This window comes from Nocardia sp. NPDC004604 (assembly GCF_040609795.1).
Classification (GTDB): Bacteria; Actinomycetota; Actinomycetes; order Mycobacteriales; family Mycobacteriaceae; genus Nocardia.
Map to the genome: position 1 here is coordinate 65700 of NZ_JBEXLC010000012.1, position 22232 is coordinate 87931.

At 64.7% G+C, this 22232-nt stretch carries 26 protein-coding genes; 10 read left to right on the plus strand and 16 right to left on the minus strand.

Annotation, left to right across the window (positions count from 1 at the left end; genetic code table 11):
* The first annotated feature begins 317 nt into the window (after positions 1–317).
* From ABZW16_RS07225 to ABZW16_RS07245, 5 genes are all read left to right on the plus strand, one after another.
* Positions 318–1286, plus strand: a complete 969-nt coding sequence (locus ABZW16_RS07225) for an alpha/beta hydrolase family protein (protein ID WP_354953147.1) — start codon at positions 318–320, stop codon at positions 1284–1286.
* Positions 1287–1679: 393 nt separating this feature from the next.
* A complete protein-coding gene (locus ABZW16_RS07230) occupies positions 1680–1970 on the plus strand; it encodes a DUF427 domain-containing protein (RefSeq protein ID WP_354953149.1) in 291 nt (96 codons plus the stop codon).
* Between the two features lie 54 nt (positions 1971–2024).
* Positions 2025–2792, plus strand: coding sequence for an alpha/beta hydrolase (locus tag ABZW16_RS07235; RefSeq protein WP_354953151.1), 768 nt, complete (start codon positions 2025–2027; stop codon positions 2790–2792).
* Between the two features lie 25 nt (positions 2793–2817).
* The gene (locus tag ABZW16_RS07240) at positions 2818–3336 is read left to right on the plus strand and encodes a hypothetical protein (RefSeq protein ID WP_354953153.1); all 519 of its coding nucleotides are present in this window, start codon (positions 2818–2820) and stop codon (positions 3334–3336) included.
* 43 nt (positions 3337–3379) lie between these two features.
* Positions 3380–4408 (plus strand): hypothetical protein, encoded by a 1029-nt coding sequence (locus tag ABZW16_RS07245; RefSeq protein WP_354953155.1) that lies wholly within the window; start codon positions 3380–3382, stop codon positions 4406–4408.
* A gap of 39 nt (positions 4409–4447) precedes the next feature.
* Here ABZW16_RS07245 and ABZW16_RS07250 read toward each other — a convergent pair whose 3' ends face one another.
* From ABZW16_RS07250 to ABZW16_RS07275, 6 genes are all read right to left on the minus strand, one after another.
* Positions 4448–5221 (minus strand): ESX secretion-associated protein EspG, encoded by a 774-nt coding sequence (locus tag ABZW16_RS07250; RefSeq protein ID WP_354953157.1) that lies wholly within the window; start codon positions 5219–5221, stop codon positions 4448–4450.
* Between the two features lie 15 nt (positions 5222–5236).
* Positions 5237–6505 carry a hypothetical protein gene (locus tag ABZW16_RS07255; RefSeq protein ID WP_354953159.1) on the minus strand — a complete coding sequence of 423 codons (1269 nt, stop codon included), beginning with the start codon at positions 6503–6505 and terminating at the stop codon, positions 5237–5239.
* Between the two features lie 840 nt (positions 6506–7345).
* Positions 7346–9850, minus strand: coding sequence for a phenylalanine--tRNA ligase subunit beta (gene pheT, locus ABZW16_RS07260; RefSeq protein WP_354953161.1), 2505 nt, complete (start codon positions 9848–9850; stop codon positions 7346–7348).
* Positions 9851–9881: 31 nt separating this feature from the next.
* Positions 9882–10940, minus strand: a complete 1059-nt coding sequence (gene pheS, locus ABZW16_RS07265) for a phenylalanine--tRNA ligase subunit alpha (RefSeq protein WP_354953163.1) — start codon at positions 10938–10940, stop codon at positions 9882–9884.
* Between the two features lie 158 nt (positions 10941–11098).
* Entirely contained in the window at positions 11099–11503 is a 405-nt protein-coding gene (locus ABZW16_RS07270; RefSeq protein WP_354953165.1) for a hypothetical protein, read from the minus strand.
* Positions 11504–12354: 851 nt separating this feature from the next.
* The gene (locus ABZW16_RS07275; protein WP_354953167.1) at positions 12355–13773 is read right to left on the minus strand and encodes an MFS transporter; all 1419 of its coding nucleotides are present in this window, start codon (positions 13771–13773) and stop codon (positions 12355–12357) included.
* 127 nt (positions 13774–13900) lie between these two features.
* On the opposite strand from ABZW16_RS07275, the gene ABZW16_RS07280 reads away from it, so the two are divergent.
* Entirely contained in the window at positions 13901–14458 is a 558-nt protein-coding gene (locus ABZW16_RS07280) for a helix-turn-helix domain-containing protein (RefSeq protein WP_354953169.1), read from the plus strand.
* Between the two features lie 379 nt (positions 14459–14837).
* Here the strand turns inward: ABZW16_RS07280 and ABZW16_RS07285 are convergent, their stop codons facing one another.
* The 8 genes from ABZW16_RS07285 to ABZW16_RS07320 all read right to left on the minus strand — a co-directional run bounded on the left by ABZW16_RS07285 (position 14838) and on the right by ABZW16_RS07320 (position 19547).
* On the minus strand, positions 14838–15143 hold the full coding sequence (locus ABZW16_RS07285) for a hypothetical protein (RefSeq protein ID WP_354953171.1): 306 nt from the start codon (positions 15141–15143) through the stop codon (positions 14838–14840).
* Positions 15144–15450: 307 nt separating this feature from the next.
* Positions 15451–15732 (minus strand): hypothetical protein, encoded by a 282-nt coding sequence (locus ABZW16_RS07290; RefSeq protein ID WP_354953173.1) that lies wholly within the window; start codon positions 15730–15732, stop codon positions 15451–15453.
* 185 nt (positions 15733–15917) lie between these two features.
* Positions 15918–16214, minus strand: coding sequence for a hypothetical protein (locus ABZW16_RS07295; protein WP_354953175.1), 297 nt, complete (start codon positions 16212–16214; stop codon positions 15918–15920).
* 15 nt (positions 16215–16229) lie between these two features.
* Entirely contained in the window at positions 16230–17609 is a 1380-nt protein-coding gene (locus tag ABZW16_RS07300; protein ID WP_354953177.1) for a hypothetical protein, read from the minus strand.
* A 5-nt stretch (positions 17610–17614) separates the two neighbouring features.
* A complete protein-coding gene (locus ABZW16_RS07305) occupies positions 17615–17914 on the minus strand; it encodes a WXG100 family type VII secretion target (protein WP_354953179.1) in 300 nt (99 codons plus the stop codon).
* Positions 17911–18249 (minus strand): WXG100 family type VII secretion target, encoded by a 339-nt coding sequence (locus ABZW16_RS07310; protein ID WP_354953181.1) that lies wholly within the window; start codon positions 18247–18249, stop codon positions 17911–17913. Before ABZW16_RS07310 ends, ABZW16_RS07305 begins: the two co-directional genes overlap by 4 nt.
* Before the next feature lie 216 nt (positions 18250–18465).
* On the minus strand, positions 18466–18672 hold the full coding sequence (locus ABZW16_RS07315; RefSeq protein ID WP_354953183.1) for a DUF397 domain-containing protein: 207 nt from the start codon (positions 18670–18672) through the stop codon (positions 18466–18468).
* On the minus strand, positions 18669–19547 hold the full coding sequence (locus tag ABZW16_RS07320; RefSeq protein ID WP_354953185.1) for a helix-turn-helix transcriptional regulator: 879 nt from the start codon (positions 19545–19547) through the stop codon (positions 18669–18671). The genes ABZW16_RS07315 and ABZW16_RS07320 overlap by 4 nt, the downstream gene beginning before the upstream one ends.
* Positions 19548–19834: 287 nt before the next feature.
* Here ABZW16_RS07320 and ABZW16_RS07325 point away from each other — a divergent pair, with 287 nt between their 5' ends.
* The 4 genes from ABZW16_RS07325 to ABZW16_RS07340 all read left to right on the plus strand — a co-directional run bounded on the left by ABZW16_RS07325 (position 19835) and on the right by ABZW16_RS07340 (position 21040).
* Positions 19835–19978, plus strand: a complete 144-nt coding sequence (locus ABZW16_RS07325) for a hypothetical protein (RefSeq protein ID WP_354953187.1) — start codon at positions 19835–19837, stop codon at positions 19976–19978.
* 1 nt (position 19979) lies between these two features.
* Entirely contained in the window at positions 19980–20192 is a 213-nt protein-coding gene (locus ABZW16_RS07330; protein ID WP_354953189.1) for a hypothetical protein, read from the plus strand.
* 408 nt (positions 20193–20600) lie between these two features.
* Positions 20601–20915 carry a hypothetical protein gene (locus ABZW16_RS07335; RefSeq protein ID WP_354953191.1) on the plus strand — a complete coding sequence of 105 codons (315 nt, stop codon included), beginning with the start codon at positions 20601–20603 and terminating at the stop codon, positions 20913–20915.
* Positions 20912–21040, plus strand: coding sequence for a hypothetical protein (locus ABZW16_RS07340; RefSeq protein WP_354953193.1), 129 nt, complete (start codon positions 20912–20914; stop codon positions 21038–21040). The genes ABZW16_RS07335 and ABZW16_RS07340 overlap by 4 nt, the downstream gene beginning before the upstream one ends.
* 334 nt (positions 21041–21374) lie before the next feature.
* Here the strand turns inward: ABZW16_RS07340 and ABZW16_RS07345 are convergent, their stop codons facing one another.
* Together ABZW16_RS07345 and ABZW16_RS07350 are read right to left on the minus strand one after the other, a co-directional pair.
* Positions 21375–21959, minus strand: a complete 585-nt coding sequence (locus ABZW16_RS07345) for a hypothetical protein (RefSeq protein ID WP_354953195.1) — start codon at positions 21957–21959, stop codon at positions 21375–21377.
* A partial coding sequence (locus ABZW16_RS07350) for a hypothetical protein (RefSeq protein WP_354953197.1) occupies positions 21947–22232 on the minus strand: 286 nt, incomplete at its 5' end. The genes ABZW16_RS07345 and ABZW16_RS07350, both read right to left, overlap by 13 nt.

A 22232-nucleotide genomic window follows, 5' to 3' on the forward strand; every position in this document is an offset into this window, starting at 1 on the left:
CGACAACGATTTACTGGCACAGGACAACCGGGGCCGAACCGTCAGCACGCATCACGGCGATGGACGAATCCAATTGCACCGCAGGCTGTTTGCGTTGCCGACTGATTGCGGAATCCTCACAAAGCCCGCATGACCACCCACCGATACCATAATCTGAAACCCGACTTCTTCACCGGCAGTGGGAATCCGACGGTGCCGGTTCCATGGCATTGTCGACGCGAAATGTCACGGCCGCCTATGGGGGCCAACCGTCGATGAGGGTTTGCAGCATGGATTTGCGCATATCGGTATTGCGAGGACGCCGGAGGCACCGGCGGATGGCAACTGTCGCCGCAACCGTGGTCGTCGCGGTCGCGCCGCTGTTCGTCGTCGCTCCGCAGGCGAACGCGAACGCGGACGCCGTCGTCGAGCGAATCGAGCGCACCTCCGCACAGCAATGGCAGATGTACGTTCGCTCCCCCGCGATGAAGCGGACCATTCACCTCGATGTGCTGGTGCCCGCGAACCAATCGGCACCCCGCCCAACTTTGCTGCTGCTGGACGGTAACGGGGCAACGGAATCCCAGTCGGCGAGCACTTGGACGCTGCGCGGCGGCGCCAAGGAGTTCTTCGCCGACAAGCCGGTCAATGTGGTGATGCCGGTCGGCGGCGGAGGCACCTATTACACCGACTGGTTGCAGGATGATCCCAAAATCGGACACCAGAAGTGGGAAACCTTTCTCACCTCCGAGCTGCCGCCGCTGATCGACCGCGAACTGAAGGGCAATGGCGTCTACGCCATAGGCGGACTTTCGATGGGAGCGGGAGCGGCCGCCATTCTGGCCGTCCGGCACCCCGATATGTTCCGCGCCCTCGCGGCCTTCAGCGGTTGCTACTCCACCGACGGTGTCGGGCAGTTGTCGGTGCGCCCCGTGGTCGAATCGAAGGGCGGCAACCCGGACAATATGTGGGGCACTGCGGGCAACCCGGAGTGGGCGGCCCACGATCCGAGCAAACACCTCGACGCGCTGCGCGGCAAACCGGTCCACCTCTACATGGGCACCGGCATACCCGGCCCCGACGATGCCCCCTTCGACGATCGCTGGTCCTGGCCCAACGACCCGCTCCGCGCGAACGAGATCGAACAGGTCTCGCACGACTGCACCCTCGCCCTCTCCCCCGCCATGAAACTCTTCGGCGCCGACGTTTCCATCGACTACGCCGCCATCGGCGTCCACTCCTGGCCATACTGGAAGGCCGCCCTCCCCAAATCCTGGCCAGCCCTAAAAGCGGGCCTCGGCGTATAAAACCGCATCCGAACAGCCCCGAGCCCCCGCAGCGTCACCAGACGCATCGCCCCACCCCACCACGCCCTCACAGACATGGACAAGTGATCACCATGCTCTGGTGCAGGCAAACGTCGAGAGCCATACTGCGTCAGCGCATTCTCGTCGGTTGAGGGGGTGTTGTGGTGGGGGCGCGACGGTGAGGGGGAAGGCAGATCGGTGCGCGGTGGCGCGTTATTGGTTGTCGCAAAAATCTTGTGTGGCCGCGGTGAGATCGGGTGGGGGAAATTGGTGCGGGGCGGAGAATGAGCGGGAGGCACTTGGTGGAGGGGGAATACTGTGGGTTTGGGTTGGGTTACACCCGTTAGCCGTGATGTGTGTGCGGCGGAATCGAGTGCGACGGTGGGAGATTCGATGAGCGTGCGAGCGGTGTGGAACGGGATTGTGCTGGCCGAGAGTGATGACACCGTGGTGGTCGAGGGTAATCACTACTTTCCGGCGGGGTCGCTGAATAGCGAGTATTTCCGGGACAGCGATACCCATACCGTCTGCGGGTGGAAGGGGCTCGCGTCTTATTACACGGTGGAGGTCGAAGGCGCGAAGAATCCGGATGCTGCGTGGTACTACCCGGATCCGAAGCCGGAGGCCGAGCAGGTGCGCGATCGCGTCGCCTTCTGGAAGGGCGTCGACGTCGTCGAGGCATGACGCGTCCGGGGAGTCGGCGCGCACTGGCAGCGCGCACCGAGTAAGAACGATGGCATGCGACACCCCGCCAGCCCGATCCTCAACGCGCTGACCTTCCAACCGGATCGGCAGATCCTGCAGACGCCGTCGGTCCTCGGGATGGACTACACCGAACTGTCCATCCAGACAACCGACGGCGAGACCCTGCACGGCTGGTGGCTGCCCGCCGCACACTCGATCGGACACGTCCTGTTCGCCCACGGGAATGCGGGCAATGTCGGCGACCGCGTGCCGATCTACGCGCTGCTCACCGAAATCGGTTTGGATGTACTGACTTTCGACTATCGCGGCTACGGCCGCAGCACCGGCCGCCCCACCGAACACGGCACCTACCTCGACGCCCACGCCGCCAGGCGGATCCTGCTCGAACAGCCGGGAGTCAACCCCGAACGTGTCCTCTACCTGGGAAAATCACTCGGCGGCGGCGTACTGCTGGAACTGGCCACCGAATATCCCCCCGCCGGACTGGTGCTGATGTCCACCTTCACCGGCCTCCGCGACGCGGCCCGCTCCGTATATCCATTCCTCCCCGGCCCACTGGTCCCCGACGCCTACCCGAGCCTGCGCCGCATCCGCGAACTGCAATCCCCCGTCCTGATCATGCACGGCGACCACGACGAACTCCTCCCCCTACGCCACGCCGAGCGCCTGTTCGCCGCCGCCCCCGAACCGAAACAACTGGTGATCTTCCCCGGCGCAGGACACAACGACCTCATCATCTCCACCGAAGTCTCCTGGATCGATCTCATCCGCGCCTGGACCGGCGAACTGCTCACGACCTGATCGCAGTCGTGCGTAGCCTGGCGATATGAGTGATTTGGGTGAGATCACCGCACGGCTCGCGGCGCTATCCGATGACGAACTGCTTTCGGTGCTCGGCACCGCCACCACCGGGCGACCGCGACTCGCCTGGGTACACACTGCGGTCGTCGAGGCCGCTGGCCTCGGTCATATCGGATCGAATGCGACTGTGAGTCCCGCCACTCCAACGCCGCAGACGCATGATCGAGAATCCGACGCCGCGACATCCGGGCAGGTCGGAGGCGTTTTTCCGGTACCGGCGGTACCGGTACCGCCGACCGGTATTCTGGCCGGGCCCGAGGTGGGCGGATATTCCTCCGGCGGAGTCCCTACCTTCGAGTCAGTTCGCGATAAGGTCGAGCAGCGCTTCGGCACCGCGCAGGGGATGGGCGAACTCGATCGGCAGACCCCGGCGGGCCGCAGCGCCGACGAACAATGGGAGGCGCGCGAGAAAGCCGCGCGTGAGCGTCTGGAACAGATACGGAAATCGTTGCACGGCAAAGACGTCGAATCGAACGATCCGTAAGCTGGCCCAGCGCGACGGACTATGGATGTGATGGTGGAATTCGATGAGCGAGCCGCGTGAGATCGCCGAACGGCTACTCGATGCCCAAGTGGAATTCCTGCTGGCCGAGGTGAGCGGCGACCGCTTCACCGAGGTCGTCGCCCGTGACGTGGAATCGGTGATCGGGGTTGCCGACACTCTCATCTTCCGCGATGTCGTGGAGATCGACCAGGCCAAGGAGACGGTCCGCACCGTAATCGACCTGATCGGCGGCAGCCCGGTCATCGCGGATATGGTCGGGGTCTTCGCCGACTCGATCTACGACAATATCGCCGCGAACAATGACTACACCCTCGGCCAGGTGGTCGAGCGCGAACCGGTCGAGGCACTGCTGGAGAAGATCTTCGGCATGCACCAGGCGCAGGAGCGCATCCTGGAGCGGCTCACCGAGAGCCCACTGGTCGCCACCGTCGCCTCGAAATTCGTGGACAAGCTCATCTCCGATTTCATGGAGGCGAACAAGCAGATCGCGGGCAAGATTCCGGGCGTCTCCTCGCTGATCTCCATGGGACAGTCGGCGGCCAAGACCGCCAAGAAGGCCACCGAGAGCACCTTCATCGGCGATATGGCAGGCAAGGGCGCAGTCTTCGCGCTGAAGCGCACCAACAATGCCATTCGGGAGATGCTGCGCGACGCTCCGGTGCACGATGCCGCGATGGAGTTCTGGGATCTGCACGCCGACGAACCGGTGAGCGGTCTGCGGGACTATCTGACCCGGAAAGATCTGAACGAACTGGTGCTGCTCTGCTACGAGATCGCCGTAACCACCAGGGAGAAGGAGTACTTCGGGCTGCTCGTCGACGAGTGCGTGGATGTCTTCTTCACCAAGTACGGCGATTACACGCTGGCCGCCATGCTGCCGGAACTCGGCCTGTCCGGCGACGATATCGCCAAGGAGATCCTGCGCTACGGTCCTGCCGTAATCGCGGGTGCGAAGCGAAATGGCGTGCTGGGCAAGCTGATTCGCGAGCGGCTGGAGCCGTTCTACACCTCGGATGTGGTGCTCGGAATTCTGGGCGAGATCAAGGGCTGAGTCCGATATTCCCCGCGTCCGGTGGGCGCGGGGAATCCCTCACGGGGCCAGGTGATCGCCGTTGCGGACCTCTTCCACAGTGCGGCCGATCATTTCGCGCAGCGTTGCGGCGATACGCTGGCGATCGGTCGGCTTCACGATCACGGTACGACTGCCGAAACTGACATAGCGGCCGTCATTTTCGAAATCGGTGATTTGAAAGTCCTTGCGGCCCTTGGTATGCCGATTGTCCACACTGCCGAACGGATACACCCCCACGTGTACGGTGGCGGTCGTCGGCCGACGGAAGAACTTCTCGAACTCCTCGCGCACCGTCGGACGCCACGCATCGCGCACCACCGGCGGCGGCTTCTCCAACTCCTCGACCGGAACCTGCATCGGTTTACCCTGTCCCGCACGGCATTCCGGCAATGCATCGACCACTGCGGGCGCCAGCTCCTCGGCCGTGAGGAACAGCAGGTCCACCGCGCCGCCGTGCTCGTGATCGAGGCCGGGCTGCTGGATCGCCAGCGCGGCGTGCTGGAAATGCACGCCACCGTGCGCACGGATCTTGTGCTCGTTGCGCGGGCCGTGGAATCCGGCCACCTCGACCCGCGCCTCCGGTGCCAGCAGCACCTCGACGGCACGCACCAGATCCTCGCCCAGCTGCGGCATCACCACCTCGGCCGCGGCCCGGCGCAGCCGATCCGAATCCTCCTGGAAGACCTCGGTGGAGCGATGTCGCAGCGGATACGGGAGCACATCCCGTCCGGTCGACTCCCAGAGCACTCGGAATTCGAGCGCGGTGAATCGCCACCGCCGCGCGGTTGTCATGCGGTCTTCCTGTTCCTACTCGCCGATGACCGGCGGGACCGTCTTCGGCGCATTGGTGAGCCCGGTGAGCTCTTCGCCGTTCTGCTGGTTGATCAAGTAATCGGGGATGCCCTTGGTGGACTCGTTCTCGTCCTTGCCGCCGCGATTGCCGGGTGAGCCCATACCGGACATACCGTTGCGGCCCGTGGTCGCGGCAGTCGTTGCGGTCGCCGCGGTGGTAGCGGCGGTGCCGGTGGGCGTGCCGGTGACTGTTCGGCCCGGCGACTGGCTGGTCGCACCGGGGGTGCCGCTCGGGCTGCCCGAACGGGTCGGCGAACCCGTGGTGGTCGGCGTTGTCGTCGACGACGGGTTGGTCGCGGTGGTATCCGGCTTCGTCGTTGTCGGCTCGGTGCTGGTGGTCGACGAAGGTGTCGTCGAACTATCCGTCGACTGGGTACTCGACGGATCGGTGGACGGACTCTGCTCGGTGGGCTTGGGCTCCTGCTTGTCCGTCGGCTGATTGCCCGGGGAGGTACCGGGACCGCCGCCACCAGGGCTGTTACCCGGCCCGCCGCCGGGAGTTTCACCCGGCTTCGCCGTCGGGTTATCGGGTTTGGGGATGACCGGGACGTTGGTGTCGGTCTCCTCGATGACCGGCGCGTAGACGGTGCGCAGCACCCGGACCGCCTCGGCATGTGCGGTGCTCTCGGCCTCATCGTTATCGCGCCAGCCCCGGCCCGCGATCCAGTGCCTGGCATTCTCGACATTCGAGCGCAGGTCGGGAGCGTGCGGCACCAGGGCCTTGGTCGGTTCCAGACCGGTCCCGAGTTCAGCCACCTTGCTACCGGTCAGCTTGGCGGCATTGGCGAGCTGCACGGCCTGGGTGCTGTAATCCCCGACGGCCTTGGCGACGGCATTGCGCGTGGCACCCTTCCAGATGCCTTCATCGGTCGCGCGTTCCATCGCCTTCTTGAAGGTGTCCAACGAGGTCTCGGCGCGTTTGCCGATCTCATTCCATGCGGTCGCGAGATTGTCGACGGCGGTGATATCGATCTTGTCGACCTTCTCGCGCAGCTCTGCGGTCGACGGCCGATCGAAGTCGTCGCGGCCCTGCACCGAACGCGGTCGGTAATCGCCCTGGAAGCCGATGCCATTGGCAGCGCTGCGCACACCGTCGCGCTGCTGGTTGTACTTGTTCTGCACGGCCGCCGGATCAACACCCGGCTGACGTTCCTCACCCGCGATCCAGTCGGTCAGACTTTCCAACATCGCGGACCCGAGATCACTTGCGCTCCAATTGAACATGCCGAACCCCATGGCTCAACCGCCCATCGGTCGCAGCATCAACGTCATTCGGTGCGCCATCCCCACCCTCTCGACCCGTCCGAAGATCCTTACCATATCAAACGGTATTCCCACCTGCCCCCCGCCGAACCATTCTCAGCACTGGCACTAGCTGCACGGCCGATCCCTTTCTGCGCGTGACTATTCGGACCGTCGACGCGCCAGCCGTGGGCCGCGGCGCTACCGCTGTGCCCGTCGCCGATCATGGCGCGATGCCCGGCAACACCACCCGAAACAGTTCACGGAGCCGGGCAATCGCCAGTGCCCCCCTCCAGACAGACTGCTGTGCTACCCCCTCCGACTGCTCGCCGAGCGTAGTCGTATGGCGGTCGAACACGGCCCTGTCGCCGCCCAACTCAACACCCGCCCACGCAAGCGCTACGGCTTCCGCACCCCTGCCCACATCCTCGATAACATACTCATCGAATCAACCACTGTTGCATCGACCAGATGAATCCGCCCCCGCGTGACCACCATTCGACTATCGTTCGATAGACCACGGCCCCAGGGCTGGATATGGCAGGGGCTAGCAGGAGGCGGCACTAGGCCGCCCCAGTTGGCGGTCGATGTTGATTGCCAAGCCATTTGGCTCAGAGTCGAACGGCGGCCCGAGCAACTGCCGCATGCCCTGATCACATGGCGGCGCGGTCTCGGCGTTGAACAGTGGCACATCCAAGAACGCGCCCGGATCTGCCCGGGTCCGGCGAAGGCGGTCAGCTCGACCTGCCCGCGGAGTAATGCCCTGGGCCGCAACGCGAAACGGCCCCGGACGGCATACCGTCCGGGGCCGACTTCAGCTGACTAACCGCGCAGCACCGCGCCTACCGCATCGGCAGCCGCGGCGACCGCCGAGTCGCGGGCCGCACTCGCCTCGTCCTCGGTGAGCGTGCGGTCAGAGGCGCGGAAGCGCAGGGCGTAGGTGAGCGACTTGCGTCCCTCGCCCGCCTGCGCGCCCTCGTACACATCGAACAGGGCGATATCCTCCAGCAGCGCACCGCCGCCGGTGCGCAGCGCCGACTCCACCGAGGCAGCGGGGACGGTCTTGGCCACACTCACCGAAACGTCCTGCAGTACCGCAGGGAACGGGGAAACCACTGGGACAGGCCGAGATTCGCGCAGCGGCAGGGCATCGAGATCGAGTTCGAGGGCGCAGGTGCGCGGCGGCAGACCGGCACGCTCCAAGACGGCCGGATGCAATTCGCCTGCATGCCCGACGATCCGGCCATCGACCACCAATTCCGCGCACCGTCCCGGATGCCACGGCAGATACGAGGCGGTGCGACGCTCGATCGTCACACCCGCCGCGTCACCGATCGCATCGGCCAGCGCGAACGCGTCGGCGGCCTCGGCCGGACGTCCCGCACCCCACGGCCCGCGCGGTTCCCGGCGACCGGTGAGGACAGCGCCGATATGCACCGGCTGTGCGGGCAGCGAATCGAGCAGTTCCGCGATCTGTTCGTCGGTGGGCCGACGATCCACGGGCAGCACGTCGACCGCGCGCACGTTCGGACCGGGCTGCACCACCTGCGCGATGCCGAAGATCGCGAGATCACGCGCGCCGCGAGAGATATTGCGCGCGGCCACTTCCAGCAGACCGGGCAGCAGTGTGGTCGCCAGTTCCGGACGTTCGGTATCGAGCGGATTCAGCACCCGCGTGGTGTTGCGCCGCGGGTCGTCCGCATCCAGGCCCCAGGTGTCGAACACATCGGCGGGGAGGAAAACCGGCGGCGGCACCTCGACACATCCGGCGAAGGCCAGCGCCCGGCTCACCGCGCGACGCCGCCGCTGTCCGGCGGTCAGACCACGTCCGGCCGGGGCGGTCGGAATTACCGACGGGATCTGCTCGAGCCCTTCCAGCCGCAGCACCTCCTCGACGAGGTCCGCGGGCTGCGCCAGATCTGGCCGCCAACTCGGCGGCGTGACCACCAACTGCCCGTGCCCGGTGGCCTCGTTGACACCCACCTCGACCGTGCAGCCGATCTGCGCGAGACGACGCGCCGAGGTACCGGTCGGGTAGACCACGCCCGCCACCCGATCGGCGTGATCGATATCGATCCGGATCGGCGGCGCGGCTGGCACCGACACCCGCACATCGGTGAGCGCGGATTCCACGGTGCCACCGGCGATTTCGGCCAGCAGCTGAGCGGCGCGATCGAGCGCGGCGACATTGATCTCCGGATCCACGACCCGCTCGTAGCGCTTACCGGCCTCGGAGACCAGCTTGTGCCTGCGCGCGGTGCGGTAGACCAGCAGCGGATTCCAGGTGGCGGCCTCGAGCACGATATCGGTCGACCCGGCGCCGACTTCCGTTGTCGCGCCGCCCATGACGCCCGCGAGCGAAATGACGCCGGAGTCGTCGGCGATCACCACATCCTCGGCGTCGAGCACCCGCTCGACCTCGTCAAGGGTGCGCAGCGTCTCGCCCGCATCGGCGGTCCGCACGACCAGACCGCCTTTGAGCTTGTCTGCGTCGAAGGCGTGCAGCGGCTGCCCGAGCTCGAGCATCACGTAGTTGGTGACATCGACCGCGGGGGAGATCGGGCGCACACCCGACAGCAGCAGCCGGCGCTGCAACCACCAGGGGCTCACCGCATTCGGATCGATGCCGGTGACCCGGCGTACCGCGAACCGGGTGCACTTGGACTCCGGCTCGAGCCGAACCGACCACGCCTGCTGCTCGTCATCGGGCAGTATCCGCACCGCGGGATCGGCGTATTCCAGATCGAATCCGCACGCCAATTCGCGCGCCAGACCGCGGGCCGAGAAGCAGTAGCCGCGGTCCGGCGTGATGTTCAGCTCGATGACCGTATCGTCGAGTCCGAGCAGCTCATTGGCATCGGTACCGGGTTCGGCGGTACCCGGCTCGAGCACCAGAATGCCCGAATGATCCTTGCCGATACCGAGTTCGGCGACCGAGCAGATCATGCCGTTGGAGACATGCCCGTAGGTCTTGCGCGAGGAGATCTGGAAACCACCGGGCAGCACCCCACCCGGCAGGACCACGACCACCAGCTCGCCGACCGCGAAATTGGTTGCGCCGCAGACGATCTCCTGCAGGTCCGGGTTGCCGACATCCACCTTACAGAACCGGATCGGCTTCTTGAACTCGGTCAGCTCGGTGATCTCGGCGACGCGGCCGACCACCAGCGGCTTATCGATATCACCGGTCACCCGCTGGAGCTTGTCGACCTCTTCGACCTCCAAACCGACACGGACGAACCCGGCGTCGAGCTCCTCCGGCGTCACCGACCACTCGGGGGTGGTCCGGCGGATGATGTCCGTCAGCCAGGACTGCGCTACTCGCACTTGACGTTTCGCTCTCTCGATGGATGGAAGGTCAGGACCGGATACCGAAGGGCAGCGTGAACCGCACGTCACCCTCGACGATGTCACGCATGTCCGGGATGCCATTGCGGAACTGCAGCGTCCGCTCCAGCCCCATGCCGAACGCGAACCCGCTGTACACCTCGGGATCGATCCCGCTGGCGATCAGCACCTTCGGGTTCACCATGCCGCAGCCGCCCCATTCGACCCAGCCAGCGCCACCCTTCTTGTCCGGGAACCACACATCGACCTCGGCCGATGGCTCGGTGAACGGAAAGTAGTTGGGGCGCATACGAGTCCGCGTATCCGGCCCGAACAGGGCGCGGGCGAACGCGTCCAGGGTGCCGCGCAGATGCGCCATGGTCAGGCCCTTGTCCACTGCGAGCCCCTCCACCTGGGAGAAGACCGGGGTGTGGGTGGCGTCGAGCTCATCGGTGCGGAAGGTGCGGCCGGGGCACACCACATAGATGGGCAGTTCGCGCTCGAGCAGCGAACGCACCTGGACCGGGGAGGTGTGCGTGCGCAGCACCTGGCGCGACCCCTCCGGCGCAATGTGGAAGGTGTCCTGCATGGTGCGGGCCGGATGGTCGGGCAGGAAATTCAGCGCGTCGAAGTTGAAGTGCTCGGTCTCGACCTCGGGACCCTCGGCGACCTCCCAGCCCATCGCGACGAAGACATCGGCGATCTGCTCGGAGATAACGGTGATCGGATGTCTGGCGCCGACAGCGGCCCGGACCGCGGGCAGTGTCACATCGATCGCCTCGGCGACCAGGACGGCGGCGTCGCGCTCGGCGAGCAGCACCGTGCGGCGCGATTCGAAGGCCTCCGATACCCGGGCCCGCGCGACATTCACGCGCTTGCCCGCATCCGCCTTCTCCGACTTCGGCAGGCTGCCCAGCGCGCGTTGCGCCAAGGCCAGCGGCGCCTTACCGCCGAGATGCTCGGTCTTCGCGACCGCGAGCGCATCGAGATCGGCGGCCGCCGCAAACGCCTTCTCGGCCTCCGCCGCGGCAGCGGCCAGAGCCTCCTCGGTCAGCGCTGCGTTCTCGACTCCATCGTTGTCGTCGGCCACGATCGTTCGTCTCTCCCCTGGGGATCGGTTCGCGGGTCCGCGTGATTGCCTACCCACATTGCTGCTGGTCGAATCGTATTCGATGCGCCGGAGGCAATTCATCCGGATTACCGCCGCGTCGCCCGCCGAGCGTGTGCCACCACCAGCTCGCGCAGAGTTCACCCAGGCCAGCGCCCGTGCGGCGGCCCGAGCCACTGTCGCGCAGACGGGGCGTACAGCAAACCAACGATAAAACAGACAACCGCACCGATCACGATCCCGTAGATCCGACCGCCGCCCAGCAAGAGTCCGAGCGCCGCCAGCAGCAGCGGCAGTTGGATCACGATCGCGATAACGCGCAACAGCCCCCATTTCCGGCCGACGAACACCGCCACCCCCGCCAGAAAGACCACCATCCCGAGCGCCATCAGCCAGTAGATCTGAATGGCGATACCCGATTCGCGACCGATCGCACCCGCAGCCATGGCCACCAACCCCGCCCCTTCCAGCGCGATCAGCCCACCCGCCACCCGCACCACAGCAGGAACGCGCCCCCGCAGCACTTCACCCTTTGGGCTCGCCACACCGCGAGTGTACCGATAGCACTTGAGCATTATCGCAGGTCGCGCGATATCCGCAGCTCCGACCTTGTACGCACCACCCACGCCCGATGGCGCCCATCGTTCGCTAGATAGACCACGACCAAGCCCGCGCGGCGCGTCCACCAAGACGACGGCCATATCGAAGTACGCCCCGCGAAAACCAGGAAGGGGACGCAGCGCCGATCAGGGCGCGGCGACGATCGCGCACGCAGCGGCACACCCGCACCACGCGGCACGACCACACACAAATGCGCCCGCCCCCGGCGATCAGCCCAGGGCGGACGCACGGTCTCGATCACCGAATGATCAACTCGCGGTGTCAATCAGCGCGGGCGGCTGACCACCCGCGCGCCGATATGGAAGTGCGCCGCCGCCAGCGGCCTGAGGCGACCCGCAACACCGACCCGTGGGCGCGAATTGCCGCGCAGGGTCGCCGAGGTGTGGCCGTACCGCGATGACGGCCACACGCAAATGCGCCCGCCACAGGCGATCGGTCCACGCCGGGTCCAGGGGCTCGGTCAGCAGTTGATCAACACACGGCGTCGAACATCGCTTGGCGGGTCAACCTGCTACACACACCATCACCGATGTCCACCCGCCCGCCACCAGCAGCCCGAGGCGAGCCCGCGGCGCCGATGAGCACGCGACGCCGATCGCGCAAGCAGCGGCACACCCGCACCGCAATGGGGGCCACACGTAAATGCGCCCGCAGTCAGCCCGCGTCACCGATCAGCGCAAGGCAACGTCTACACCACGGGGGGACAACCACAGACACAAGTGCGCCCGCCCCAGGCGTTCGGCCCGGGGCGGACGCACGGTCTCGATCAAACAGATCAGTGCGCGGATTCGATGCGGCTGGGCAGGAGACGGGAGAGCACTGCGCCTGCCGCGACGATTGCGGCGCCGACCCATACGGCCGGGATCAGGCCGTCGACGAAGCTCTGCGGGTTGGTATAGGAGCCATGGGAGGCGAAGACCGATGCCAGTATCGCGACACCCATGGCGACACCGACCTCGCGGATGGTGCTGTTGGTGCCCGAGGCCATGGCTCGATCCTCCGGACTCGCGCTGGCCATCACGACCGTGGAGCCGGGCGCGAATGTCAGGCCCATGCCGATGCCGCCGAGTAGGAACGGCCCGACGAACGCGCCGTAGCTCGCATCGACCGAGGTGATGGCCGCCATCCAGCCCAGCGCCACCGCCAGCAGCGCCTGACCGGCCGTCAGCAGCGTCCGTGCGCCGACGCGGTCCACGACCAGACCGGCGAGCGGAGCGACCAGCATCGGCGCCATCGTCCACGGCATGGTGCGGATGCCGGACTGCAGTGGCCCATAGCCCTGGACGACCTGGAAGTACTGCGCCAGCAGGAAGATCGAGCCGAAGACACCGACCGAGAAGGTGAAGCCGGTCGTATTGCTCACCCGGAAGGCGCGGGAGCGGAACAGCCGCAGCGGCAGCATCGGATCGGTCGTACGCAGCTCCCACACGATCAGCAGGCCGAGCAACACCGTTCCGCCGATCAGCGTGGACAGCACACCGGTCGAGGTCCAGCCGTCATCGGCACCGTGGATCACGCCCCACACCACCGCCAGCACTCCGCCCGCGGACAACACCAGCCCCAGCAGATCCAGCCGCTTGGCCCGGCCGTGTGATTCGGTGAGCACCCGCGCCGCGAACGGCAGCACCAGCAGGCCGATCGGCACATTGATCCAGAAGATCCACTGCCAGCTCAGCCCCTCGACCACCGCACCGCCGATCAGCGGGCCGAGCGCGACGCCGAGTCCGGAGATACCGCCCCAGATGCCGATGGCGACGCTGCGCATCCGCTCGGGCACCGCCGATGACAACAGGGTCAGCGATAGCGGCATCACCGCGGCGGCACCGAATCCCTGGACCGCCCTGGCGGCGATCAGCATCCACGGTTCGGTGGCCACCGCGCAGGCGGCCGAGGCCAGGGTGAACAGCGCGATACCCGACAGAAAGACCCGGCGACGGCCGAGCCGGTCGCCGATGGAGGTGGCCGTGAGCAGCAGCGATGCGAACGAGAGCGTGTAGGCGTTGACGAACCACTGCAGGTCGGCCAGCGATGCGCCGAGTTCGCTGCGGATCACCGGCAGCGCATTGGTCACCACCAGGTTGTCCAGCGTGACCATGAACATCGGCAGGCCGACGGCGGCGAGTACGGCGGCGAATCGGCGTCCGCCCATGCGCTGTTCGACCAGGACCGGCGGGGCGGAGGTTTCGAGAGACATGTTCCAGCCTTTGTTGTAATCGACTGATAACTAACGGATTCGAAGAGTATGCATCGACTGATAACATGTCAAGGCAAGCGGCCGACCGACGAAGTGGAGCCCGATGGCGAGAGCAGCCCGAACCCGAATGACCGCCACCGAACGCAGCGAGGAAGTACTGCGCGCGGCCATCGCCGCGTTCGCTGAATCCGGTTACGCCGCAACCAAAACCGATGAGATCGCGCGCCGAGCTGGCGTCTCACAGCCGTATGTCATCCGCCTCTTCGGCACCAAACAGCAGCTGTTCCTGGCCGCATCGAACCGAGTCTGCGACCGCATCGAGGACGTCTTCCGCGCGGCCGCCGCCGAGGGCATCACACCCGACTCGACGGCGGAGGAGAAGATGCACGCACTGGGCACCGGCTACAAAACGTTCCTCAACGAACGCGAACCACTCCTGGTGCTGCTCCAGTCCTTCGCCGCCGCCTCCGACCCCGCCATCGGCCCCGCCGTCCGCGAGCGCTTCGGCGGCATCTACCGCGTGATCCAAGAACTCACCGACGCATCGGCCGAACAGATGCGCCGCTTCCTCGGCACCGGCATGCTGCTGAGCGTGATGACCGCCATGGGTGTCACCGGCCCCGATTCAGTCCAAGTCCAATGGGCCGAAGACCTCCTCGAAGACCTCCGCGTCAACGGCGACTAACGCTGCCCCCAACTCATTCCGCGCTTCGGGGCGCGCTCCGCCGCGAGGATCACCCGCTGCGCCCGCCACGCCCGCTGCTCGATGTCGAGGACCGCTCATAAGTTGCGCGCACGGTCTCGAGCCGTCGCTGCGAGAACCGCATCGCGTTCCTGTGGTCCGCGTACTTTCCGGTTCTCTTGCCGCGGCTCTTACCAATTGCGCGACTGCGATTTCGATCTGCACAGCCGGACCGTTACCAGCAAGGAACTCCGCGCCGAGCTGTGCAGGCCACTCACCACGATGTTGACGCCGATTCCTCGCCCGGGGTTACCAAAGCGGGCTCGCGGCGCGGGACGTCATCCGGCAGTGCATGCGTGATCTTCGCGGGAGGCGGTAGTCACTATGTGAAGATTGCCCCGATTGCGAGGCCGATGAGAAATCCGATGATGCACAACAGGAATCCGGCGAACGCGGCTAGTAGACCGACGCCTACTCGGCGGGTGCTGTCACTGAGTGGAAGGCTGGCGGCACTGATGGCGATGAGTAGGCCACCAACGATGGGTGGTCCGGTTATGAACCAGATCGCGTCGCGGGGAACTAGTCCGGTGTAAGGCAACGAGATAGAGACCATGCCGATGACTACGGCGATGAACGCTTCAGGGCCGAACCAGTCCTGCCGGGCGTATTTCGACGGTAGGCCGCTCATGCGGTAGCCAACCAGACGAATACAACGAGTAAGCCGGATGTCGCTATACCGGTAGCCGTGCCCAGAGACCGCGGTGTTCTCCGTAGCACAAGGAGTACCGCCGCCACGGCCATAACGACGGTGATGGTGGCGAATACCCAATGCTTCGATGTGTCGACCGACGGGTACGCCGCATCGGCCACACGAATCATCAACGCGAACAGCATTACGGCCGTCGCCGATGCGAGCGGTACCGCTAGCGTCGTCGCCTGCCAGAAAACGGGGCCGGACATCAAGCAGCGCGCGCGGGTGTCGTCACGATGCTCCACTAGCGCACAACCACAGTTGACGGCGGATTGCTCGGGCTACCCAGGGCTGTCGGTTTGTTCCGCTCCCAGTTCGGATCAGTGAAGTCGGCTTTGAACGGCTCGAACATTGCTTTTCCTCCTCCTACTTCATGGAAGGACGGCAGGTTGGCGAGTGGTCCCCACTGGCTCCCGGAATTCGCCGGATCGATCAGTACTGGGCGTGAATTTCCTGCGGAATTGTCCTGGTAGATCTCGATGGACGGGTAGTCGGTGATTTCTCCGTCCGTCGATGGCGAGAACACCTACGCAAGATCGCATTTCGGCTGTTCGCTACCAAATCGCGGCAGATGATCGCTGTGGGGAACCCGCGCTGGCCGCGAAGGTATCGTTCGCAAGGGCCACCATGCCGGGCACCCGGATGCGCAAATTCGCCGCCGCGCGCTGCATGCAGGACCGGCTTCAGCAACGGCGGAAAACGTTCACGAATTCAGTCCCCACTGAACCAAAGATACCCATTCCGACGGATAGCGGTTTCGGCGGCATCACGCAATACGACGAGCATCTCTGCTTCTTTGTCATTGCTCGGCGACAGATTTGCTAATTCGTCCAAGAGGATGGCCAGCTGAGTTGTGTTGAACATTGTGTCCGCGTGCGCGTGAAGACCCCGAAGTATTGAGCCTGCCGGAGCATTCTCTCGATACTTGACAAGCGTATCTTCCACGTCCCCATACGCCAGGTGGATCCGTTCGTGGATTTGATTTTGGATAATTATGTCGATTCCCAATTCAACTCCTAGCATCTACGGGATCGGATACATGGTAATAATGCCGCCGAATCGGTCGGTAATGATCTTGTATCGACTGGTGGCGTGACCACCCAACTGCTCTGACACGCTTCCGATAACTTTACCGGCGTCAACCTCGCGTTCAAAATTGCCGTCGTAGTTCGGTCCTCGTGCCGGTGAGTTTTCGGCTGCCTCGGCCAGCTCGTCGAGCGCCTCGCCGGTAATCGTGTCAGGCCAGGTGCCCTTTGTAGGATTATAGTTGGGCGCGCCTTTGACATGTTTCCCAAGGATGTACTTTTCAACTTCATCAGTCATACCCGGAGCCGGGTTGCCCGGAGCCGGCGGCAAGTTCTCGAATTTGTCTTCATCATCGATATAAACCTTCATGGCGATGATGGCGCCGAGTTTGATGGCGATATCGGTGAGGCTGGGGACTTTGTCGAATGCCGTGACGGTGAAGGTTGCGGCACCCGCCACTGCGGAGGCCGTGCCGATTATTTTGATGAGTTTGCTGGTGTCGTAGGTGCTCTTGAGCACTCTGGCGGTGTTGCCGGCGATCGCTACGACGCCGACGCCGGCGGCCACGTCGCTGAGGGCAGCGGTGATCCAGGAGGCGGCGACGCCGATGAAGACGGTGGTTCCGGCTGCTATCAAGGCGTTGGTGACCGCGTCCCGGAATTTGTCGCGAGTTTCGGAGGTGGCGGTGCCGTACTCCGCGACAGGTGTGGCGAGGCTGAGGGACGCGGCGGCAAGTTGGGTGGCGCCGCCATTGAGGGTGGTGAGGTGGCCGAGGAGGGGGTCGAGGCCCTTCTTGTCCTGGATATCGCTGAAAAGGTTGGTGATCTCGGTGATCCGGGACGCGGCATCGGTGATGGTTTTGTGTTCGGCAAACGTTTTCCATGTCGATGCGGCCTTGGCGAGCTTGTCTTTGTTGCCGTTGGGCAGCTTGCTTCCGAATTCGTCCTGGATCTTCCCGACCAGCGCGTCGTAGAAGCCGGGGATACTGCCCTTTCCCTCGGTGGCACCGTCGCCGTTGTCGCCGACCGAAGTCGGGATTGTCACCTTGTACTCCGACATCGCCGTAACGGTGGGCCGGTCGGGCATCGGGTTGGAGTTATTGGACAGCGCCCAGTTGTGCCCGGCGGCGTAGAGCATGTTGCCGAAGTTGGTGAGGGCGTCGGCCAGGTTCGTGCAGGTCTGCATCGTTTCCTGGGCGACGCGGTCGTAGGTCTTGCCCCATTGTTCGCAGCCCGCGGTGTTACCGGCCATGCCCGCACATTCACCCTTGACCGCATCGTGGACCGGTTTGTCGGCGGCACGCAGATCGGTGGCAAGGGCGTGGCATTTCTTGCCGGCGTCGTAGTAGGTCTGCCAGTCGATAACCAGTACACCCATGCGTCTTATCCCTGGGAAAACATTGTGTAATTCGTGTCGCGTGCAGTGGTGTAGCGCGCGTGGGCCGCCTTGGCCGCGTCGCTGACATCCTTCACACCCTCGACGAATTCCCTTGCCCCAGTAACCCATTGAGCGTGGGCATCCGCATACGCCTGGGCGGCAACTCCTTCCCACCCACTGCCGGTCAAGGCGGCGACCCGGTCATCGATCTCATCGAGATGCTCGCCGATGAACCCGGCGAGTCCTGACAGACGGACCACGATTTCATCGAGATGGTCCAGGTCGACCGAAAACTGGGAGCTCATGGCAGATCCAGACTCGAGGTGTTCAAGGACGCAGCGTTGCTCCCATCACGCGCCTGATAGGTATCTGCAGTGACGCCGAGCTTTTTCGCCATCCCCGTCAGGGCGGTCATGATCGTGGTGCCGCCATCGCGGACCTCGGTCCAACCCTCTGAGAATTCGTTGGCGGCGTCCCCGGTCCAGCTGCCATCGGTCAGCGAAGCGACGTCCTTAGCCGCGGAGTCCAGTGCCGATCGCAGTGCCTCGGCCAACTCGTAGACGTACTTGCCCACCTCTCGCACCTTCTCGGGCACCACCGCAAGGTTCTGGCCAGAGGTTGGTGTCCCCCCATCACTCATGACGCGAATCCTATCCGATACGCCTTGGGCGCAGCGCATAGAGCGAGGTAGGAGAGCTTGGGGCGCCGAGTGCGACGCCGAGGTTGTTTCGGATGGCGCCAGCGGCAGCCGAACCGATGCACGTCCACCTACCGTCGTCGACGTGCGGGCGTGGAGCTCTGGGAACGGGAGAACCCCAGCACACCTGGGGTTCCTATGATTTCACATGCACGCCACTCAGGACAGCTCGAGCCTCCCGCTCTGCAAACCCGCCGTGAATACATCCCACTCAGCGGGACTGAATACAAGAGCTGGGCCCGTGGGGTTCTTCGAGTCCCGCACCCCGACCATGCCACCGTTGAGGTGTGCGATTTCCACGCATGTGTCCTGGCTGGCTGACCTGCTGCTCTTGAACCATGCTGCGCCGGACAGGTCGATGCTCACGCTTGGTTCTCCCTTGCAACTTTCAGTAGCAGTCCCCTGCTTATGTCTTCATCCAACGCTACCTGCCGGATCTGCGCGATTGCAGTTCGGTACTGCGTGATTTCCGCTTCTTGGTCCAAGTAAAGAGCCCCTGTGTAGCCCTGCACATACACCACGGGAGGCTCGGTCAGCCGAGATGTGGGATGCACGGGAAATTCCATGAACACAAATGATCCCGTGATCAGCCCCCGGTGGCTTCCGACCTGCTGAGGGAGCACTCGGATCGACACGTTCGGCCGCCGGCCGGCGTCGGCAAGATGCCGGAGTTGTTCCGCCATCACGGCTGGACCGCCCACCTGATGGTGTAGCACCGATTCACTGAGGAGCACCCGGAACTCGAAGTCTCGCGCACTGTTCCGCAACCTCGACTGCCGTCGACTGTGCACTTCGATTAGTGTCTCCAGGGCCGCCGCAGCCTGGCCAGGGAACTCGATCCAGGCGAGCGCCCGCCGATAGTCCGGTGTCTGCAGCAGACCGGGGACAAGGGTCAGTTGGAACGTCGTCAACCGCTTCGCAGCCTCCTCCAACCCGATGAACAGGTCGAAGTGAGCCGGAACCGCATCGCCGTAGCTGTGCCACCAGCCCGGCTTCTTCGTCTCCGCGACGAGACCGGCCAGCGCCGTACTCTCTTCTTCAGTGGCGCCGTACATCTTGCACAAGACACCGATGTACAGCTCCTTTAGTTTCGGCCCGCGCTGGCCCGACTCCATCCGCCACAGCGTCTGGGGCGACACCTCGATGGCCCTGGCCGCTGCTGTAGGCGAGACACCAGACTCCTCTCGGAGCCTCTTCAACTGACGGCCCAACATTCGACGCGGGACAGCCGAACCGGTCATTACGTAGCCTCACTAGTCGTTGGCGTGCATTTTGGAATGGTCATGAAAGGCACTCTGGAAGTGCGGGAATAAGTTCCGTGAATCGCAGATAGACATCTTCCAAAGTGTGCCCTGTGAGGTACTACTGAAATCACCCCGGTAGCCGGGATATACCCACTGATTCAGTGAATTACCGTGTCGCACAGGCAGTTTCGTCCTTGGCTACCGGGTTTCCAGACACTCACACCCACGTTCGGAGTCTCCGTATGCATGGCCTTCCCGTAACGAACCACTGCGAATTGCCTGTAATGACAATCGAATACGCCCACGCGGTGATGCAGGCCCACCTGGAGTGCGCGGCGTCGATGTGCCCGGTCAAGGCGCAGGCGAAGAAACGGCTGATCGATGCCGGGCGGTTGGTCCCGGCTGATGTCCCGCACCAGGGGTTCTGATATGACCGCCGATCCCATCGAGCACCGGTATCCGAGTCAGGCGATGACACCCGCGCAGATGCATCGGGAGATCTCCCGCGAGCTACACGCCGACTGCACGGTAGCGACGTGTGAGATGTTGCGCGGCTGTTGGACACGCCTGATCGAGACGGGACATCCGCACCCCACCGATTCGCCCGCCGACTGCCCGACCTGCACCAGCCCCTCTGCCTGACAACAGATCTTCGAAACCGGACAACCAACCCTGTCGGTGGCGACAGCTCCTCGGCGGCGGGTGCTTACCAATACGCGATCAGGAGGAACAGCACGGAATGAGCCAGGACATGGATATCTGCCAGCAGTACACGCCGTGGCGATCCACATCCGCCGATGCTGACAAGAAAAGGCCGAAAGCCGTCCGCCTCGAACGGACGAATGGGCCGGAGCACGTGTCCGAGACTCGTTGTCACGCCGAGCGACTGGGCTGTCGCTATTTCGTTGATCCCAACCCACCGGCAACGGCCGGCCTCGACATGCAAACCTTGCTGGATGTCCTGGATGGACTGACCGACCCCGGTGCGGATGCCGCGGCACTCGCCGCGCGGCTCACATCGACAGCCGCATTCCGCGATGCAAGGCAGCGATGAGGTCGCGTCCGACCGCGCTGGGTTGGATAGACCCGGTGGTCACCGGAAATCCGGAATGGGATGCGGCGCAGGTGCGGCGGCTGGCGCGGCGGCTCGGCTACGCGCTGGTATGGCCGCCGGACATCACACTGGTGCCGCTGGTCGACCAGGTCCGGGGTGCGGAAGTGGATGCGGTGATCATGCCGTCGCCGCTGCATCTGGATGTGCTGATGTTGCATGCGGTGATGTATGTCGCGGACGTCGAAACTGTTTCTCCGCGAATGTCTTTCGCTCGGTGGACCGCGTTCTCGTGCGGGAAGCAAGGACGATGAGTTGGAGTACGGCCGGGCTGGTGCTGGCGGCTGGGGTGCCGTTGGCGGTGTTGGTGTGGGCGGTGCGCTGGCCGGTGCGGGAGCCGCAGCGTAGGCCCAAGCGCAAGTGGCACGGAAGTGAATAACCAAAGGGCCAGGCCTGGGAAATGTCGACCTGTGGCCACACCCACACGACGACACCGCCCAGCCAGGCCATGCTCGACGTCCCCAGATCGGCACTCACCCGATGAAACCCACCGCCATCGGATACCTCCGCTCCGACATCTCCAGCACCGCACAGAACTTGCCAGAATATCGATCCAACACTGCGATTATTCTCTCGAAATCGCGTACCGAACGCTAGCAGAATTCTCGATCCGTCCTCACTAAGTGCTGTGAACAAACTGATCGTTAGAGGCTCCGGTGGGCGGAGCTGCGAAAAGGCTTGGGCCCCTATTGTGGTGGGCTCCAGTGGGGGGTTCAGCGATTCCCCGCCCGATTGCGCTCGACCGCGGCCACGAAATCCGGGTGCGCGAAAACGATCAGCTGGTCGGCTGTTCCGTTCATCCAGACATCGGCGAAATAGCGGGAGCGACTCCAGGACAGCATCGCCACCAGCAACGCGATCGGCATGCATCCGGGCACGCTCACGAAAGCTAAAGGCAAATAGAGCGGTTCGAGTTCGAGCGCCCGTGCGATGAGGACAGCCGCGATTGTCAGCGGTATCGCCAGCAGTGCCACCAGCGCGATTCGACGAAAGCGCCGGACCTCGAGGAGACAGAACTCGCAGGCCGGGCAGTCGAAGCGGACGCGCGCTAGGACGGGGTCCCGCCGCCCGGGTTTCATGGAGCGCAACATGGCTCGCAGTGTCGGCAACTCCGATAGTGGGCCACTGGAATTGACTGCGAAGGAACGGATCTCAATGGCGGTGCAACCGTGCTCGCTGCACAACCCCGGCATCGGCTCGGTGAGAACGAGCTCCGTCGGTGCCGTCGCGAGAGTCGGCGTCCACTCCGGGTTGATCTCAGTGTCGAAGACCACCCGCGCCCTGGTCACTGCAGCCATCCGCGCTGCTGGCGGTCCCGGAAGTATTCGTCGTCCTCGTCGTCGTCATCAGTCGGGGTTACGATGCGATCGCGGTTGGGCTTGCGGGTGCCCGGGATGACGGTGTTCCCGGCGGGCGCCGACCGATCCGCGGGAGGGGGCATCGGCCGGTCCGGCGGCCGCTGGTCCTCCGATGGTTCAGACCGGAGTCGCACCAACTCGGCTTCGCCCTGGGCGGCCAGCCGCTGCCGTTCCTCCTCCGGCATGTCCGCGAACTGCTGCATAGCGGCGGGC

Bases quoted from the DNA above. Each gene is read 5' to 3' on its own strand.
- ABZW16_RS07230 (WP_354953149.1), top strand. From the start codon at position 1,680: ATGAGCGTGCGAGCGGTGTGGAACGGGATTGTGCTGGCCGAGAGTGAT.
- ABZW16_RS07325 (WP_354953187.1), top strand. From the start codon at position 19,835: ATGACAATCGAATACGCCCACGCGGTGATGCAGGCCCACCTGGAGTGC.
- ABZW16_RS07235 (WP_354953151.1), top strand. From the start codon at position 2,025: ATGCGACACCCCGCCAGCCCGATCCTCAACGCGCTGACCTTCCAACCG.
- ABZW16_RS07330 (WP_354953189.1), top strand. From the start codon at position 19,980: ATGACCGCCGATCCCATCGAGCACCGGTATCCGAGTCAGGCGATGACA.
- ABZW16_RS07335 (WP_354953191.1), top strand. From the start codon at position 20,601: ATGAGGTCGCGTCCGACCGCGCTGGGTTGGATAGACCCGGTGGTCACC.
- ABZW16_RS07240 (WP_354953153.1), top strand. From the start codon at position 2,818: ATGAGTGATTTGGGTGAGATCACCGCACGGCTCGCGGCGCTATCCGAT.
- ABZW16_RS07310 (WP_354953181.1), bottom strand. From the start codon at position 18,249: ATGAGTGATGGGGGGACACCAACCTCTGGCCAGAACCTTGCGGTGGTG.
- ABZW16_RS07285 (WP_354953171.1), bottom strand. From the start codon at position 15,143: ATGAGCGGCCTACCGTCGAAATACGCCCGGCAGGACTGGTTCGGCCCT.
- ABZW16_RS07340 (WP_354953193.1), top strand. From the start codon at position 20,912: ATGAGTTGGAGTACGGCCGGGCTGGTGCTGGCGGCTGGGGTGCCGTTG.
- ABZW16_RS07345 (WP_354953195.1), bottom strand. From the start codon at position 21,959: ATGGCTGCAGTGACCAGGGCGCGGGTGGTCTTCGACACTGAGATCAAC.
- ABZW16_RS07275 (WP_354953167.1), bottom strand. From the start codon at position 13,773: ATGTCTCTCGAAACCTCCGCCCCGCCGGTCCTGGTCGAACAGCGCATG.
- ABZW16_RS07320 (WP_354953185.1), bottom strand. From the start codon at position 19,547: ATGACCGGTTCGGCTGTCCCGCGTCGAATGTTGGGCCGTCAGTTGAAG.
- ABZW16_RS07255 (WP_354953159.1), bottom strand. From the start codon at position 6,505: ATGTTCAATTGGAGCGCAAGTGATCTCGGGTCCGCGATGTTGGAAAGT.
- ABZW16_RS07300 (WP_354953177.1), bottom strand. From the start codon at position 17,609: ATGGGTGTACTGGTTATCGACTGGCAGACCTACTACGACGCCGGCAAG.
- ABZW16_RS07225 (WP_354953147.1), top strand. From the start codon at position 318: ATGGCAACTGTCGCCGCAACCGTGGTCGTCGCGGTCGCGCCGCTGTTC.
- ABZW16_RS07250 (WP_354953157.1), bottom strand. From the start codon at position 5,221: ATGACAACCGCGCGGCGGTGGCGATTCACCGCGCTCGAATTCCGAGTG.
- ABZW16_RS07245 (WP_354953155.1), top strand. From the start codon at position 3,380: ATGAGCGAGCCGCGTGAGATCGCCGAACGGCTACTCGATGCCCAAGTG.
- ABZW16_RS07305 (WP_354953179.1), bottom strand. From the start codon at position 17,914: ATGAGCTCCCAGTTTTCGGTCGACCTGGACCATCTCGATGAAATCGTG.
- ABZW16_RS07280 (WP_354953169.1), top strand. From the start codon at position 13,901: ATGACCGCCACCGAACGCAGCGAGGAAGTACTGCGCGCGGCCATCGCC.